This is a genomic window from Gammaproteobacteria bacterium, from assembly GCA_024235095.1.
Classification (GTDB): domain Bacteria; phylum Pseudomonadota; class Gammaproteobacteria; order Competibacterales; family Competibacteraceae; genus UBA2383.
Map to the genome: position 1 here is coordinate 2,647,907 of JACKNC010000001.1, position 15,822 is coordinate 2,663,728.

Annotated in this window: 14 protein-coding genes and 1 pseudogene; 9 read left to right on the top strand and 6 right to left on the bottom strand. The window is 56.6% G+C overall.

Annotated features, from left to right (window positions below; translation table 11 throughout):
* Window positions 1-50: 50 nt before the first annotated feature.
* From H6973_11740 to H6973_11755, 4 genes are all read right to left on the bottom strand, one after another.
* Window positions 51-2,801, bottom strand: a complete 2,751-nt coding sequence (locus H6973_11740) for a leucine--tRNA ligase (GenBank protein MCP5126269.1) — start codon at window positions 2,799-2,801, stop codon at window positions 51-53.
* A gap of 65 nt (window positions 2,802-2,866) precedes the next feature.
* Window positions 2,867-3,262, bottom strand: coding sequence for a hypothetical protein (locus H6973_11745; GenBank protein ID MCP5126270.1), 396 nt, complete (start codon window positions 3,260-3,262; stop codon window positions 2,867-2,869).
* Window positions 3,263-3,289: 27 nt separating this feature from the next.
* Window positions 3,290-6,526 carry an exodeoxyribonuclease V subunit gamma gene (gene recC / locus H6973_11750; GenBank protein MCP5126271.1) on the bottom strand — a complete coding sequence of 1,079 codons (3,237 nt, stop codon included), beginning with the start codon at window positions 6,524-6,526 and terminating at the stop codon, window positions 3,290-3,292.
* Window positions 6,527-6,538: 12 nt separating this feature from the next.
* Window positions 6,539-7,456 (bottom strand): DUF721 domain-containing protein, encoded by a 918-nt coding sequence (locus H6973_11755; GenBank protein MCP5126272.1) that lies wholly within the window; start codon window positions 7,454-7,456, stop codon window positions 6,539-6,541.
* Window positions 7,457-7,572: 116 nt separating this feature from the next.
* Here H6973_11755 and H6973_11760 point away from each other — a divergent pair.
* From H6973_11760 to H6973_11770, 3 genes and pseudogenes are all read left to right on the top strand, one after another.
* Window positions 7,573-8,714 (top strand): annotated as a pseudogene (locus H6973_11760) (IS3 family transposase).
* Window positions 8,715-9,255: 541 nt separating this feature from the next.
* Window positions 9,256-9,444 carry a transposase gene (locus H6973_11765; GenBank protein ID MCP5126273.1) on the top strand — a complete coding sequence of 63 codons (189 nt, stop codon included), beginning with the start codon at window positions 9,256-9,258 and terminating at the stop codon, window positions 9,442-9,444.
* Between the two features lie 39 nt (window positions 9,445-9,483).
* Entirely contained in the window at window positions 9,484-9,984 is a 501-nt protein-coding gene (locus H6973_11770; GenBank protein ID MCP5126274.1) for a transposase, read from the top strand.
* 319 nt (window positions 9,985-10,303) lie between these two features.
* Here the strand turns inward: H6973_11770 and H6973_11775 are convergent, their stop codons facing one another.
* Complete coding sequence (locus tag H6973_11775; protein MCP5126275.1) at window positions 10,304-11,362, bottom strand: IS110 family transposase; 1,059 nt, start codon at window positions 11,360-11,362, stop codon at window positions 10,304-10,306.
* 277 nt (window positions 11,363-11,639) lie between these two features.
* On the opposite strand from H6973_11775, the gene H6973_11780 reads away from it, so the two are divergent.
* Complete coding sequence (locus H6973_11780) at window positions 11,640-11,933, top strand: transposase (protein ID MCP5126276.1); 294 nt, start codon at window positions 11,640-11,642, stop codon at window positions 11,931-11,933.
* 230 nt (window positions 11,934-12,163) lie between these two features.
* Window positions 12,164-12,583, top strand: a complete 420-nt coding sequence (locus H6973_11785) for a hemerythrin family protein (protein MCP5126277.1) — start codon at window positions 12,164-12,166, stop codon at window positions 12,581-12,583.
* Window positions 12,584-12,760: 177 nt separating this feature from the next.
* Here the strand turns inward: H6973_11785 and H6973_11790 are convergent, their stop codons facing one another.
* Window positions 12,761-12,919 carry a transposase gene (locus H6973_11790; protein ID MCP5126278.1) on the bottom strand — a complete coding sequence of 53 codons (159 nt, stop codon included), beginning with the start codon at window positions 12,917-12,919 and terminating at the stop codon, window positions 12,761-12,763.
* 53 nt (window positions 12,920-12,972) lie between these two features.
* On the opposite strand from H6973_11790, the gene H6973_11795 reads away from it, so the two are divergent.
* From H6973_11795 to H6973_11810, 4 genes are read left to right on the top strand one after another with little or no spacing between them, the layout of a single operon-like run.
* Window positions 12,973-13,287 carry an IS1 family transposase gene (locus H6973_11795; protein ID MCP5126279.1) on the top strand — a complete coding sequence of 105 codons (315 nt, stop codon included), beginning with the start codon at window positions 12,973-12,975 and terminating at the stop codon, window positions 13,285-13,287.
* A 31-nt stretch (window positions 13,288-13,318) separates the two neighbouring features.
* Complete coding sequence (locus H6973_11800; protein ID MCP5126280.1) at window positions 13,319-13,681, top strand: hypothetical protein; 363 nt, start codon at window positions 13,319-13,321, stop codon at window positions 13,679-13,681.
* Between the two features lie 54 nt (window positions 13,682-13,735).
* Entirely contained in the window at window positions 13,736-15,040 is a 1,305-nt protein-coding gene (locus H6973_11805) for an IS21 family transposase (protein MCP5126281.1), read from the top strand.
* Window positions 15,040-15,819 carry an ATP-binding protein gene (locus H6973_11810; GenBank protein MCP5126282.1) on the top strand — a complete coding sequence of 260 codons (780 nt, stop codon included), beginning with the start codon at window positions 15,040-15,042 and terminating at the stop codon, window positions 15,817-15,819. The genes H6973_11805 and H6973_11810 overlap by 1 nt, the downstream gene beginning before the upstream one ends.
* The last annotated feature ends 3 nt before the right edge of the window (window positions 15,820-15,822 follow it).

The following is a 15,822-nucleotide window of genomic DNA, read 5'->3' on the forward strand; positions in this document are numbered from 1 at the left end:
GTCCTCTCCCCCAACCCCTCTCTCACCAGCGGGCGAGGGGCGTCTATTTTTCAACACACCACATTGACCAGTTTGCCGGGCACGATGATGATCTTGCGAATCGGTTTGCCATCGACAAAACGCTGGACATTGGATTCGAACTGAGCAGCCTGCTCAATCGCCTCACGCCCGGCGTCCACCGGAACTTCGATTTGCCCGCGCAGTTTACCGTTAACCTGCACCACCAGCGTCACCAGCGAGCGGGCCAGCGCAGCTTCGTCAGGCGTTGGCCATTCAGCGTTCAGCACATCATCGCCATACCCCAGTTCCCGCCACAGGATATGGGCAATATGCGGGGTGATGGGCGACAATAAACGCAACAGAATGCTCAAGCCCTCGCGACGCACCGCGGCCAGCGCGGCATCCTCAGCCACTTCGCTCCGACTCAGCGCGTTCAGAATCTTCATGCCGCCCGAGACCACGGTGTTGAACTGGTGGCGGCTGAAATCGTACACGGCTTGTTGCAGCGCCTCATGCACTTCGCGGCGCACCAGGCGCAAGGGTTCGGACAGGGTTGCCGTATCCGGTTCGCCAGCGGCGCGGATCGACTCCTGATGTTCCGTAGCGTATAGCCAAAGCCGGCGCAAAAAGCGGTAAGCGCCTGCCACGCCGGAATCCGACCATTCCAGCGCCTGGTCCGGCGGCGCGGCGAACATCATGAACAGGCGGGCGGTGTCAGCGCCGTATTTTTCAATCAACGACTGTGGATCGACGCCATTGTTCTTGGATTTGGCCATCTTTTCGATGCCGCCAATCGCCACCGGTTGCCCATCGTTGCTCAGAGTCGCAGTGACCGGTCGTCCCTTCTCATCGGTTTGCACCTTGACGTCGGCGGGATTGATCCATTGTTTGCGGCCCTCGGCGTTCTCGCGGTAAAACGTGGGTGCAACCACCATGCCCTGGGTTAGCAGATGGGTAAACGGTTCGCTGACCTGGGTCAGACCCAGATCGCGCATGACCTTAGTCCAGAATCGCGAATACAGCAGGTGCAGAATGGCGTGCTCGATGCCGCCCACGTATTGATCGACCGGCATCCAGTAATCGGCCCGCTGATCGACCATGACGTTGGCGTCGGGGGCGCAGTAGCGAAAGAAGTACCAGGACGAGTCGACGAAGGTGTCCATGGTGTCGGTTTCGCGTCGGGCCGGTTGACTGCATTTTGGGCAAGCACAGTGCAGAAATTCCGCATATTTGTTCAACGGATTGCCGGAGCCGTCCGGGATCAGATGGTCTGGCAACACGACCGGCAGTTGTTCATCGGGCACGGGAACCGCGCCACAACTCGCACAATGCACGATGGGAATCGGCGTTCCCCAATAACGCTGCCGGGAAACGCCCCAGTCGCGCAACCGCCAAGTCACTTTCTTCTCGCCGAGACCTTTGGCGCTCAGATCGGCGGCGATAGCGTCTACCGCCTGGTCGAAATCCAGTTCGTTGTAGGGGCCGGAGTTGATGCAAGTCCCGTAATCCGCATAAGCCTCCTGCCAGGGCGCCGGGGTTTCGTCGCCGGCGCGGGTGCGAATCACCGGTTTGATGGGCAATCCGAACTGGCGGGCAAAGGCGAAATCACGCTCATCGTGCGCCGGCACCGCCATCACCGCGCCTTCGCCGTAGCCCATGAGAACATAGTTGGCGACCCACAGCGGCAAGTCTTCGCTGGTCAGGGGATGGGTTACGGTCAGGCCAGTCGGCATCCCCTTCTTTTCCTGAGTCGCCAGTTCCGCCTCGGTAACGCCGCCGTGCCGGCACTCCTCAATGAACGCCGCCAGCGCCGGGTTATCCTGGGCTGCGTAGAGCGCCAGTGGATGCTCAGCGGCGACGGCGACGTAAGTCGCGCCCATCAGGGTGTCAGCGCGAGTGGTGAAGACCCAGAGAATGCCGGAATCGCCTTCGCCTCCAGCCCCTCTCCCAGCGGGTGAGGGGAGACGGTAAGGAAACCCAATCCGCACCCCATAGCTTTTGCCGATCCAGTTTTTCTGCATCAGCTTGACCTGCTCCGGCCAGCCGGGCAATTGATCGATCTCCGCCAGCAATTCCTCGGCATACTGAGTGATCGCCAGGTAGTACATGGGGATTTCGCGCTTTTCAACGACTGCGCCGGTGCGCCAGCCGCGCCCGTCGATGACCTGCTCATTGGCCAGCACGGTTTGATCGACCGGGTCCCAGTTGACGACGCCGGTTTTCAGATAGGCGATGCCTTTTTCCAACATGCGCAGGAACAGCCATTGATTCCAGCGGTAGTACTCCGGCGTACAGGTCGCCACTTCGCGTTCCCAGTCGAGCGCAAAGCCCAGCAAGCGCAGTTGCTTCTTCATGTAGGCGATATTGTCGAAGGTCCATTGCGCCGGGGCGACGCTGGACGCCATCGCCGCGTTTTCCGCTGGCAGGCCGAACGCATCCCAGCCCATCGGTTGCAGCACATTCTTACCGAGCATCCGCTGATAGCGCGCAATCACATCGCCGATGGTGTAATTGCGCACATGCCCCATGTGCAACCGCCCGCTAGGGTAGGGGAACATAGACAGACAGTAGAATTTCTCGCGGCCCGGCTCCTCGCGCACGGCAAAGACCCGGTGTTCATCCCAATAATGTTGTGCTTCCGCTTCAATAATTTGTGGCTGGTAAGACTCGGCGATCACGGCAATTTCCTGGCAATGGCTGGCGGTGAAACGAAAAAAGTTAAAATACCATAACTTTCCTGGCGGACGCAGAGGCTGGCGGAGATTTCCCAGGCAATCGCACGTGTGTGCGGTTACTGGCATCGTGCGGCAGGGGAGACTGGGATTCCGGCGATGCCGGTGACAAGGGAGCACCGCAGAAATCATCGCTAGGCGACATAGGATTTTTCTTCACGCCAGGGGCTGCGCAGATGGCTGTCGATTTGCTGCTTCAACTGCGACCGGCGATCATTGTTGAGGTAGACTTGACGCGCCAGTTCAACAAAGGTTGCGCCGAAATCCTGCCGCCGCTCATGCTCACGGATAGCGTCCTCGATGTCCCACAGGGTTTGATTGACCGTTTCGAGGGCTACGATCAGCGATTCCAAATAGGTATCCATAGGGATCTGCTGGCGGCGCAGGGTATCCAGGCACGTCCATTCACGATTGATATTCAGTAATTTTTCCGATGCGGTAATCCACCGGCGCTTGATGGCCAGAATGGTCAGCCGGTCGAGCAGCTCGCCGGGGGTTACAGGGATGTTGATTAAACCCGGTGTGGACATATCACGGTTTTAATCAAAAACAATTACTTAAGAGTTAGCGTCCATTGTTTCAAACAACGGTTCGAAAACAGCCGTCGCCAGCGCGGTAAATGCACTGTCCAGCGGGTCTACATCGCCAAACGCCAGTTGATAATAGGCGTCCCGGCGCTCCGCTAAACTCGCGCGTTGTTCGCTGCCTTCCCAGACTTGCCGTGCCGCCCAGAGCGCCTTGTCCGGGTCAGCCTCTTTCCCCTTCTCCTGAGCCTTGCGGAAGCTCTCGACATAGGCCAGAGCGCTTTTGGGAAAGAACGGCAATAGGCGACACGATCCCTGCCAGTAGAGATCAAGCAAGGTCTTCAGTAATGCCTGCGGATGCTCCAACGCATCCAGCACCACATCCTGATCTTCCGCCACCCAATGACTTTGCCGGGCAACGCCTTCTGGCGCCGCTACGTTGAGAGCCAAATGATGCAACCACAGATTCAGGTAATCCGCGGCCTTGATCTTCGCCAGCCGGTAGCCCACCCAGCCGCTGGCCGTCATACCGGTCAAGCGCCCGGTCAGGCGGAAATCGCCCAGCATTAAATCGACTTCCAGCGGTTTCGTATCCCGGCGGGGCAACACCCGGCCCAGCCGTCCGGCAAAACGCGCCACCCGCTCGCTGGCGCCGGCGAACAGGCATTCGCCGACCTGACCATGCGGCAAGGCTCCGCTGGCGCGCATGATCGTTTCAATATCTGCCACGGACCGTCCTTCGCGATGCAGATCCAGCATCCGGTCAAGCAATTGATAATTCTCCAATCCGTCCAGTACAAACGGTTCGCGAGTCTCCAGCGCTTCCTCACCCTCGTCGACCTGGACGCCCAGGCGTTCCCGCAGCAGCCAGCGGGCTGGATTTCGGAAAAACCGCGTCAGCGTCTCCAGCGTCACCCAGCGCAGCGCCGGCTCCGGTTCCGACAGCTCACCGGTCAACAGCGGCGGTTTGTCCAACTCGCCGCGCCCGGCCTGACGGCTGGCCTCGATCCATTCGCGTGCGTAACTGAACAAGCGCGGGTCGCCGGTGAAATAACGGCGACTGAAGGCTTGCAGGGGATGGCGCGTCACCAGTTGCGTGCTGGCTCGCTCGCCATTTGTGGTTTGAAAGCCCCGATCCACCACATCCAGCAATTCACTGACCAGCACCGACGGCGGTAGCACTGAATTATCGCGAATGCTCTGACCGACATAGCTCAGATACAGAACGCGCCGGGCGGACAGCAGCGTTTCCAGGAACAGGTAGCGGTCATCCTGGCGGCGCGAACGGTCGCCGCGCTGAAAGCGTTTCGCCAGCAGATCGAAACCGACCGGTTGATGGGGGCGCGGATAGGCATCGTCGTTCATGCCGATCAGGCAAATGACCGCGAAGGGAATGCTGCGCATCGGCGTCATCGCGCAACAGGTCACCCCGCCGCTCAAAAACCGCCCGGCTCCGCTTTCGGACGTAGTCAACAATTCGCGCAACGTTGATTTCACCACCGACAGGGACACCGGTTCGGTAAACCCGGCCAGTTCCGTCTGCTCCCCCAGGGCGTCCAACGCCTTGCGAATCAATTGCAACTCGTTCTCCTCGCGCTCGCGAGGTTCGAAAAACCGCTCTAGCAAGGCGCGCAAAGTAACGATCCAATCGGTGGGCGGGCAACGTTCCCGCAACCTGTCGCGCAACTCGAATAGCGTCTCCAGAAAACTCTGTAAACCGCCCAGCGCCTGCGCCTCGCCGCCCTCGATCTCGTCATAAGGCAGAATACCTGCATACAAATCCCGGTCCTGTCCCGGCAGCGCGTAGCCCAAAAGCAAGCGATCCAGTCCTGCCCGCCAGGTGTGTTCAGTCGTCGCCGGCAAGGCCCAGGCACCCTTGGCGGAGGCATCGATGCCCCAACGAATGCCCACGCCCCGCACCCACTGGCGGATACGCTCCAGATCATCCTCGCTCAAACCGAATCGCCGCCGCACCGCCGAGGGTTCCAGCAAACTCAAGACCTGTGCAGCGTCGAAGCGTTCCCCGCTCAAATCGAGCAGTTCAAAAAACACCTCCATCAGCGGGTTTTCTACCGGCAAGCCCTGATCTGCGACGCTGAATGGAATCCGCCGTTCACGGGGAGCTGCATCGAACACGGCTTCAATGAGCGGCCCGTAACGCGCAATATCTGGTGCCATCACCATGATATCCGAGGGTCGCAAATCACGCTGAGTAGCCAATAAGTCTAGCAATTGGTCATGCAAAATTTCGACCTCGCGCATCGGACTATGGCAGACGTGAATCTGTAAGGAACGATCATCGGGACGCAGTGAGAGGGGAGAATGTTCATCGGTCCCGCGTTCCCGCAAATGGAGAATGTCCGCCTGTAAACAGTGCAACAGGCTATCGCTTCCAGGCTCTACGAAGTGATCCGATTCAATACGCGGATACCCCGGCAATAGATCAATGAAATCCCGTCCCTGTTTGCCGAGCGAGGCTAGCAAGGGGTTGCCAACCGTCAGATATTCAGCATCAGGATCAATGTCCTCGCCCAAACGAGCCAGATCGCGTTCGGCGCGAATATCGCCCCAATACTCGCGGCAGGGATTAAGAAGGAATAAATGCACCTCGACATAGCGCGCCAGTTCCGCCAGCAAATCCAGGTACAGCGGCGGTAGAGCCGATACCCCAACGATGGCGACCCGTTCCGGCAGACGGCGCGGGTCAACCCGGCTTTGGCGCAGCACGGTGCGCAATTGGTTCTGTACGCGCGTCCGGTGAGCTTCATCGCCATGCGCCAATCGCCGCCATAACTCTGCCTGCCAGTGATCCTCCTGGCCCTCTTCCCACTGCATAATCCAGTCAGGCCGGTAAATCAGATACTGATCGAAGCAGTCAGCAATTCGGCAGGCCAGTTCATGGCGGCGGAAATCGTCATCGCCATCGCCCAGCCAGGCGCGCACCGGCGCGAAACGAGGTCCTGCTTCCAGATCCCGCAGCAACGCCATGACTCGCCAGTTCAACACTGGCCGGTCAAACGCTGAGGTTGGCGGTAGCCAGCGCAGCACCGCCCGACTCATCTCCCACAGGAAAGGCGCGGGAAACTGGAAGGCGATATTGGCGCAGACACCCAGTCGGTCAGCCAGTTGCAGGGACAGCCAGCGCGCCATGCCATTGCTCTGCGTCACGATAATTTCGCGCGCCAGTGGGGAATGCAGAGGGTGGCGCAAGGATTCCGCCAACTGGTCTGTAAGGTTTTCGAGGCGATTGCCTTGATGGGTATGAAACATGGGTAAGTCGTACTATGGATCGTCCGACGCGGCATGTTGCGCCAGTCGAAGCAGGGCGGCGCTTAATCGTGGATCCGGTTCATCTCGGGCGGTTTGTTCGATCAGCCGGGCGTTTTCCTGGGTCAGGGTCAGCTGCGGTCGCCGCGATTGCAGGCCAGTCGCCAGCGGCTCCACGCGGATATGGGGTTTGGGCAGCGCGATGCCTAGTTGTTGACCGAGCGCCTGGCGGATGTCGTAGAGCTTGTAACGCAAACGAGTTGCCCAATTAGCGGAATCGGTTTGCACTGTCCATGCTTCCTCATCCATGCGAATCAGGACGGCATGGTTGCGTAAATGTGGCGGCAGATAAGCCTGGAAAATGCGGCTGAGTTGCGCCAATTCCTTGCTCCGCGCGATGAGCTGCCCCAGTACGCCGGGTTGCTGTGATAAACCCTCGCCCAGAGATGGAATTTTAGTTTTCTCTCTCAGCTCTCGCTTGCTGTCAGACAACCCCTCTTCCATCTGTGGGCGAGAGGAGTAAACGCTTACAGGAGCGGCAGAACGCTCGGCTGGGCGCAGTAGCGACACCGCCGGCGCGACTGGGGAAAGCAGCGGTGGTTCAGGGGGCGCTTCCACCCGTCGGATATAGGAAGCCCTAGGGTCGGCCACGATTCTCGGCGGCGATTCATCTGTTGGTACAGACTCGGCATTCCCCCGCATAATGGATGAAGGACGAACACTGTCCAGTTCAGTCACCACCGCCATCTGGGGTTCGGCTACGGGAGATGGTTCCCTGGGGCCGTAACCACGCAACATCTTTAACATTTTAGTCGTGTGTTGCCGGGCCAGAGCGCGGCGGTCGGATGGCGCGTTATCGTCAGTCCCACTCTCCAGTGGATCCTCGCGGATTTCGTCCACTCGATACTCCTCTGGCTTGTGATGTGAGGACAAAATCTTTTGCTTCCTCTGCTGTGTATAAATCGCCAACGTATCAATGGACCCCGAATTTCGGACGGTTAAATAAGGTGGTACTCTGCAAAGTAGAAACGATTGAGGAGAGCGATGAAATGCAGAGGAAAGTCTTCAGTGCCGAGTTCAAGGCCAAGGTCGCGATGGAAGCGCTGGCGGGCCGAAAAACGATCAACGAGATTGCCGGGGTGCATGAGGTGGATCCGAACCAGGTGACCACCTGGAAGCGTGAAGCCCAGGAGGGGCTGAAGGCCCTGTTTGCGTGCAAACGGGGCCGACGTTCCCCCCAAGACGGGACCGATGCCGAGGCGCTGTATAGCCAGATTGGTCGGCTGCAAGTCCAGGTGGAGTGGTTGAAAAAAAAGTCGGGACTGAGTCCACCCAGGTAAAGCGGGCTTGGATCGAACCGGATCATCCGGCACTGTCGGTGGTGGCCCAATGTGAACTGCTGGGACGGGCACGCAGTGGGTGGTATTACACGGCAGTGCCCACGTCGGCGCTGAATCTGGCGCTGATGCGGCAGATGGATGAGCAATATACGGCGCATCCTTTTTATGGCAGTCGGCGGATGACGGCCGTGTTGCGGCAGGCCGGGTATCCGGTTAACCGCAAACGGGTGGTTCGGTTGATGACGGAATTGGGATTGCAGGCGATTGACCCCAAGCCGGTGACCTCGCTGTCCTGTGCGGCTCATCGGATCTATCCCTACCTGCTGCGCGGGGTAGCGGTGACCGTCCCCGATCAGGTGTGGAGTACGGATATTACCTACATTCGCCTGACAGGCGGGTTTGTCTACTTGGTCGCGATCCTGGATTGGTATAGCCGTAAAGTGCTCGCGTGGCAGTTGTCTAATACTTTGGAGACCACCTTTTGCCTGGAGTGCTTGGAAGGAGCCCTGGCGCATCGCCAGCCGATGATCTTCAACACCGATCAAGGAACCCAGTTCACGAGCGTCGCTTTTACCGGGTGCTTGGCGCAAGCCGGAATCCGAATCAGTATGGACGGTCGAGGGCGGGCGCATGACAATAGCTTTGTCGAACGGCTCTGGCGGTCCGTAAAATATGAGGAGGTGTATCCGAAGGCCTATGAAACGCTGGACCCGGCTTACCAGGGCTTGGCGCAGTACTTCGTGTTTTACAATGACCAGCGTCCTCATCAGGCGCTGAACTATCGAACACCCGCTGAGGTGTATGCGGACAGGCAAAGCCGGTCGCTACAAGGTGTAGAGTGTCCACCTTAAATTCGGCTAAATTCTGTCTTGACATTGGGGTCCACCTCAACGATGCTCCTGAATTCATCGCTTGTTGACACAATATCGAATGTTTGGTTCATTTCATTGATGCCAAGTATGTTTGCCGCTACTGTTTCTTTCTCAGCAACACCTATCACAACACTTCCCATAAGTCCTCTTATCTGAGAGACTGTAATAAAAATAACATATTGATTTTATTATTGTTTTTTTGATAGAATTACCCAAAAAAGCCCAAATTATTTTAGTTTCGAAATTTTTGTTCGAGGTGCGCGATGTTTTGGCCGAAGGAAAAACCGTTTAATCGCTATCCCAGTGATCTCACCGATGCGGAATGGGAGAGGGTTCACCCCCTTTTGGAAGAACGCGAGCCAAATACGCGAGGACGTCTCCGAGAAGCAGCAATTCCCGCTCTCTTTTGCTCATCTAAATGATTTATCAATATATTTTTTATTAAACACTGATAAATTTTTTAGAAAAAACCATTATCAATCAAAGACTAGGAAAGAGACCGGGAATCGCTGTCCGAGAAGTGGATCTCCGCGAGATTTTAAATGCAATTTTTTACATCAATAAAACGGGTTGTCAGTGGCGATATCTTCCCAAAGATTTTCCGGCGTATACCACCGTCAGCACTTATTATCATCAATGGATCAATAACGGTGTTTTCGAGAAAATTAACACGGCGCTTCACCAAAAATTTCGTCAAGAAGTAGGGTGAAATGAGACCCCAAGCGCTGCGATCATTGATAGCCAATCGGTGAAAGGCACCCAGGAATGTGCGGATGAAACAGGATTGGATGGAGGCAAGTTAGTTAAAGGAAGAAAAAGGCATATTCTAGTGGATACAATGGGTTGTCTAATTTATGTCGGGGTGCATGCCGCGAATATTCCGGATGTAAAAGGCGCACCACAGGTATTACAAGGTGGGCTATCCATCGCCAATACGATCCGGAAAGTTTGGGCCGATGGTGCTTATCAAGGTGAGTCCCTGGCTCAATGGCTTGAGAAAAACTTTAACTGCACGATTGAAGTTGTTAACAAAAATAAAGAAGAGAAAGGATTTCAGGTTTTACCTCGGCGATGGGTTGTTGAAAGAAGCCTCGCTTGGTTGGGGCGATCTCGTCGATTAAGTAGAGATTACGAAAGGAAGCCTGCATCGAGTCAAAGTCAAGTCTACCTTGCTTCAATTCGATTAATGTTGCGAAAAATATTTAAGAATCGTGAATTATTGCAGGAACCCATTTTAGAGGCTGCGTAGGATATTAAGTTTTCGTACATATATGGTCCGCCCCGCGATGCAAGAGGAAATCGCCGTTTGGCTGAAGGAAAAGTTGCGGCCATATATCCGGCATCGTGTTGAGGCGCTCGCCTGCCCTCGTGCCCTGATGGAATTCGCGCGCATCTCCGTCCTTATCAGTCTCGCAGTCTCGGCAGAGCCGGCTTTTGTACGAATCAGGTTTTCGGAAATGCAGAACTGGTCTTTCATGCCATCACCGTGAGATTCACTCTTCGCAACTTATGGTGGGAGGTACTGGGGTGGTCGTAGCGACCGGGTCGCGGATGAAGCGTAGAAAGACTCAAACCGGAGCCAGAGCGCCTTTGGCCGCATCATAGGGCTGGCCGGTCGTCATCACCGCATAGGCGATCCGGGCGATCTTGTTGGCCAACGCGACGGCCGCCACGTTGGCATGGCGACGGCCTTTCAGTCCCCGGGCCCAGCGGCTCGTCGGATCGTCCTTGCGCTCGACCCAGCGCAACACGGCGCGGGCGCCATGAATCAGCAACTGCCGCAGGTAGACATCCCCCCGTTTACTGATACCCAGTAAGCGGTCCCGTCCACCGGTGGAGTGCTGGCGCGGCACCAGGCCCAGCCAAGCCGCCAAACCCCGCCCGTTCTTAAAGAGTCGGGGATCCTCGCCGACGGCCGCTACCAACGCGGTCGCGCCCTTGGCGCCCAGACCGGGGATCGTCATCAACGCTTGCGCCTGCGGATGGCTTTCCGCCAGGGTCTCAATCTGGGCGTCATAATGAGCAACCCGTTCATCCAAGTGACGGAGTTCGTCAGCCAACTCGCGTAGCTCAGCCCGGAAGCGCTCGCTGAGGCCGTTCTCTGGATCCTCAAGAATCTCCGGCAGGCGCTGGTTCACCGCCACACGCCCCTGCGGGATTTCAATGCCGTATTCCAACAAAAAACCGCGAATCTGATTGACCTGGGCGGTGCGGCGTTCCACCCCCAAACTGCGCATCCGGTGAATCGCCTGGATATCTTGCTGTTCCACGCTCTTGATCGCCACCAACCGCATCCTGGGCCGCTGGGCCGCTTCGCAAATCGCCTCGGCATCGACGGCGTCGTTTTTATTGGATTTCACAAAGGGCTTCACGAACTGGGGCGCGATCAACCGTACCTCATGGCCGTCCTCCCGGAACTGCCGCGCCCAATAGTGCGCACTGCCACAGGCTTCCATGGCCACCGTACAGGCGGGCAGATTCGCCATGAATTCACTCAGACGTACCCGGTTGAAGGTCCTGCGGATCACCCGTTGACCGTTCTCGTCCACGCCGTAAACGTGAAAACTCCGCTTGGCCAGATCAATGCCGACAACCTTAATGACGCGCTCATTGGTATACTCTTTCATGGGTCCGCTCCGTTATCTCGGTTAATATGATGTGAGTCAGCATTCACTATTTCGCCCGCTTTGGGCTCGTTGGAGGAGCGGGGCGGACCATTCCATTAGTCTCTGAAAATATATGTCTTTGTTCATGCCTCGTTTGACAAACACACCATTTTTTTTGTTCTTTCCAAAGAACCAACTTATCAACTTTCTCTTGCTTTGATAAGTATAATGGACCCCAAATTCGGACAGGCAAATAAGGTGGTATTCTGCAAGGTAAAGACTACGAGGAAGAGGTAGTGTGATGCAGAGGAAAGTATTCAGTGCGGACTTCAAGGCGAAGGTCGCAATGGAAGCGCTGGTAGGTCGCAAGACGGTCAATGAGATTGCCGGTATGTATGAGGTGCCCCTCAACCAGGTGACCACCTGGAAGCGGGAGGCTCAAGAGGATTTAAAGACGCTGTTCGAACGCAAGCGGGGTCGACGCGGTCCCGACGAAGCTCAGAATGCCGAGGCGCTCTATAGCCAGATTGGCCGGTTGCAAGGTCAAGTGGAGTGGTTGAGAAAAAAGTCCGGACTAAACCCACCGGGGTGAGGCGCGGCTGGATTGAACCTGGGCGCCCCGGGGTTTCCCGGGTGACTCAGTGCCAACTACTGGGCCTATCACGGAGCGGTTGATGAGGCGCAGAGTGTCCACCTTAAATTCGGCTAAAACTGTCTGGACAATGGGGTCCACCTCACACATCCAGAAAGGCTATGAAGAACACGGGTTTGATGTCGATATTCTAAAGCAATCATTTTCCATTATATATAGGAATAAAGGCGATGAAGCATCAACCGATTGAATGGAAACACGATTATGAACTTGGTATTGAAGATGTTGATTTCCAACATCACTGTTTCTTAAATCTGATTAACCGACTTTTCTATGAATTGGAAAAAACTAAGGATGCGAACTATCGAAATGCGTTAATCACTGAACTGAGTGCCTATACGAAATTTCATTTCATTAGTGAAGAAAATATGATGTACCGAGCGGGTTATCCCGGTTTAGAAGAACATCAGAGGCTTCATTGCGAATTAATCGAAAAGCTTTCCAATAAAGAAAGTTATTTTTTTGTTGAACAATCGCTACATAATACAAGGGTATTGATGAATTTTTTATTAAATTGGTTCTTTCATCATACACTGAATGAAGATAGATTGTTTGCGAATTATTTAAATAGTAATGAAAAGCCTGATTGATGGACTATAGCTGTTTGTTCGCTAAAATCTGTTTATAGTGGACCCCGAAAATCGGACAGTGGTTTAAGCTAAGGCCGACCGATGAATAGGAAAGTCCAGATCATGAGTGACACCAAGTGAGGTGGACCCCAATGTCAAGACAGAATTTAGCCGAATTTAAGGTGGACACTCTACACCTTATAGCGACCGGCTTTGCCTGTCCGCATACACCTCAGCGGGTGTTCGATAGTTCAGCGCCTGATGAGGACGCTGGTCATTGTAAAACACGAAGTACTGCGCCAAGCCCTGGTAAGCCTGGTCCAGCGTTTGGTAGTGTTCTAGACTTAGATATGCTATATTTAGTCTAGAATTCGCTTAAGTATTTTAATGTTTTTTTAAGGAATTTAAATATGGTTTTAAATCCTGTCCTTTGCCCTGTTTGTCGTCATGAAAAAATCGCAAAGCGTGGAAAAACGGAGAATGGAAAACAACGCTACCTTTGTCAGAATCCAGAATGCTCGGTCAAAACATTTATTTTAGACTACGATTACAATGGATATTTACCTGAAGTCAAAAACCAGATCATTGAGATGGCGATCAATGGCAGTGGAGTTCGAGATACCGCGCGCGTTTTAGACATCAGTCCGACGACCGTCATCAATGAATTAAAAAAAACTAGGATAGCAAACTTAGCTAGAGGGTCTAAAGCGCGTTACCTTGACTGAATAAGGGATGGGGAGAAACGCAATGGCCAGAATGACGCCAAGGCCTCCTTCAACACAGACGCTGATACTGACCTGCATGAACCGGCGTTGTCCGGCCTGTGGAGGCCCCCTCTGGTTTGCCTATGAGAATCATCGGACGATCACGACCTTGGAAGGGGTGATCGCTGTAAAATTGCAAATCCGGCGCTGTGTGAATCGAGCCTGTGCATTTTACCATCGGCCATACCGACCGGAATGGGAGGGGCGGTTGGCACTGCCGCATCACGAGTTTGGTTTAGATGTGATCGCCTGGATTGGTGCTTGTCGTTATCAGGACCATCGCACCGTGGCTGAAATTCATCAAGCACTCACCGCGCAGGGCGTGAGGATTGCGCCGTGTCAGGCGACAGCATAAATTGACCCTTTGGCGACATTGAAAATTGACCCCCGAAGCCAGAGGGGAAATTTGATGAAGAGTCAGAAAATCCACCTTCCGAAGATCACGATCAGGAAGGGGGACGAGATGCAAACGCCAGAGACGGTCGCGGCGATGCGGCGGCTGTACGAACTCGGGTGGGGAGCCCGGCGGATTGCCCGCGAACTCGGTTGTAGCCGCAACACGGTCAAACGCCACTTGAGCCAAGAGGATTGGATGCCCGATCGATTACCGAAGCGACGGCGGGCGTTAAGCACGCTCGAAGAGTGGCTGGCGGTGAGCTTTCGCCAACATTGTGGCAACGCGGACGTGGTGCGCCAAGAGTTGCAGCGGGTGCATGGTCTGCAGGTCTCGCTGCGCACCGTGGAACGGGCGGTGCGTCCGTGGCGCCAAGCGCTGGAGGCGGAAGCCCGCGCGACCGTGCGCTTTGAGACGCCGCCGGGGCAGCAACTCCAGATCGACTTTGGGAGCACGACGGTCCGGATCGGCGGCGAACCGGTGGTGGTTCGGCTGTTTGTGGCCACCTTGGGTTATTCCCGGCGGGTGTTTGTAGCGGCCTTCGATCATGAACGACAATCGGCGTGGTTGGACGGGCTGGAAGGGGCTTTTCACCATTTTGGCGGGGTGCCCGAGGAGGTCCTGATGGACAACGCGCGGGCACTGGTGGACGCGCACGACCGGATCACCCGGGTGGTGGTATTCAACACCCGCTTTCTGGCCTTTGCCCGCTATTGGGGGTTTCAACCGCGCGCCTGCGCCCCGTGTCGGGCACGGACGAAAGGTAAGGACGAACGCGGCGTGGGCTCTGTCAAGCGCAACGCCATCGCCGGTCGGATGTTCGACTCCTGGGCCGCGTTAGAGGGGCATCTCCGGGGTTGGTTACGGACGGTGGCCGATGTGCGAATACATGGGACCACCGGCGAACCGCCACTGGCGCGGTTCCAGCGGGCCGAAGCCGACGCGCTACGCCCCTTGAACGGTCGTCCGCCTTTCCATTGGATCCGTGAGTTGACCCGCCGGGTGCATGCCGACAGCTGCATCGAAGTGGACACCAACCATTACAGTGTCCCGTGGCGACTGATCGGCGAGACGGTGACGGTGCAGATCGTCGACGAGTCCCTGCGGGTGCAGCGCGCCGGGATCGAGGTGGCGCGCCATGTCCTGAGCGTCGGCCGGCGCCAGCGGGTGATCGATCCGGCCCACTTAGCCGGCGTCGTGGGGGCGCCGACTGCGGGGGGCGCCGCGAACCCCGCGCCACCCGCCGCGGACCGGTCACCGGCCCCGGTGCTGTTGCGTCCCTTGGCCGAATACGAGGCGATCGCGGGAGGGGGCTGGTGATGAATCCAGACCCCGATACCCTGCCCGGCTTGCTCGCCCGTTTGCAGCTGACCGCGCTGCGCGATCAACTGGATACCTTGTTGGATGAGGCCGCTCGGCGCGAATTCAACCTGCGCGAGGCCCTGACCTTCTTGTGCCAAGCCGAGGTCGCGCGTCGGGAACAGCGACGCTTGGAGATGGCTGCCCGCTTGGCCAAGTTCCCGTTCGCCCGCACCCTGGACGGCTTCGACTTTGCGGCGCAACCGTCCCTTGATCCCAAGCAACTGCGCGAATTAGCGCTGTGCCGCTGGGTCGCCCACGGTGATGCCTTGCTCCTCCTCGGGCCGCCGGGCGTGGGGAAGACGCATCTGGCCGTGGCTTTGGGCGGCCTGGCGATCCAGCACGGCTATTCCGTCTTGTTCACCCCGGCCACGGCCCTCGTCGCTCACCTGGCCAAGGCCCACGCCGACGGTCGCCTAGAGGAACGACTGACCCATTGGGCCAACCCGAAGTTATTGATCGTCGACGAATTGGGTTACCTGCCGTTCGAGCCCAACGCCGCCCATCTGTTCTTCCAGTTGGTCTCGCGACGCTACGAACGGGGCAGCTTGCTGATCACCAGCAATCGCAGTGTGGGGGAATGGGGAACCGTCTTCGGCGATCCCGTCGTGGCGACGGCGATCCTCGATCGCCTCCTTCACCACAGCCAGGTGTTGACCATCCGCGGCGATAGTTATCGCCTGCGGGAAAAACGCCGGTCTGGCTTGCTGAAGCCCGTTTCGGTCTCTCCAACCCAATAACCC

Excerpts from the sequence above, each read along its gene's own strand:
- H6973_11785 (MCP5126277.1), top strand. The coding sequence starts at position 12,164 with ATGAAGCATCAACCGATTGAATGGAAACACGATTATGAACTTGGTATT.
- H6973_11775 (MCP5126275.1), bottom strand. The coding sequence starts at position 11,362 with ATGAAAGAGTATACCAATGAGCGCGTCATTAAGGTTGTCGGCATTGAT.
- H6973_11740 (MCP5126269.1), bottom strand. The coding sequence starts at position 2,801 with ATGCCAGTAACCGCACACACGTGCGATTGCCTGGGAAATCTCCGCCAG.
- recC (MCP5126271.1), bottom strand. The coding sequence starts at position 6,526 with ATGTTTCATACCCATCAAGGCAATCGCCTCGAAAACCTTACAGACCAG.
- H6973_11810 (MCP5126282.1), top strand. The coding sequence starts at position 15,040 with ATGAATCCAGACCCCGATACCCTGCCCGGCTTGCTCGCCCGTTTGCAG.
- H6973_11805 (MCP5126281.1), top strand. The coding sequence starts at position 13,736 with ATGAAGAGTCAGAAAATCCACCTTCCGAAGATCACGATCAGGAAGGGG.
- H6973_11800 (MCP5126280.1), top strand. The coding sequence starts at position 13,319 with ATGACGCCAAGGCCTCCTTCAACACAGACGCTGATACTGACCTGCATG.
- H6973_11745 (MCP5126270.1), bottom strand. The coding sequence starts at position 3,262 with ATGTCCACACCGGGTTTAATCAACATCCCTGTAACCCCCGGCGAGCTG.
- H6973_11795 (MCP5126279.1), top strand. The coding sequence starts at position 12,973 with ATGGTTTTAAATCCTGTCCTTTGCCCTGTTTGTCGTCATGAAAAAATC.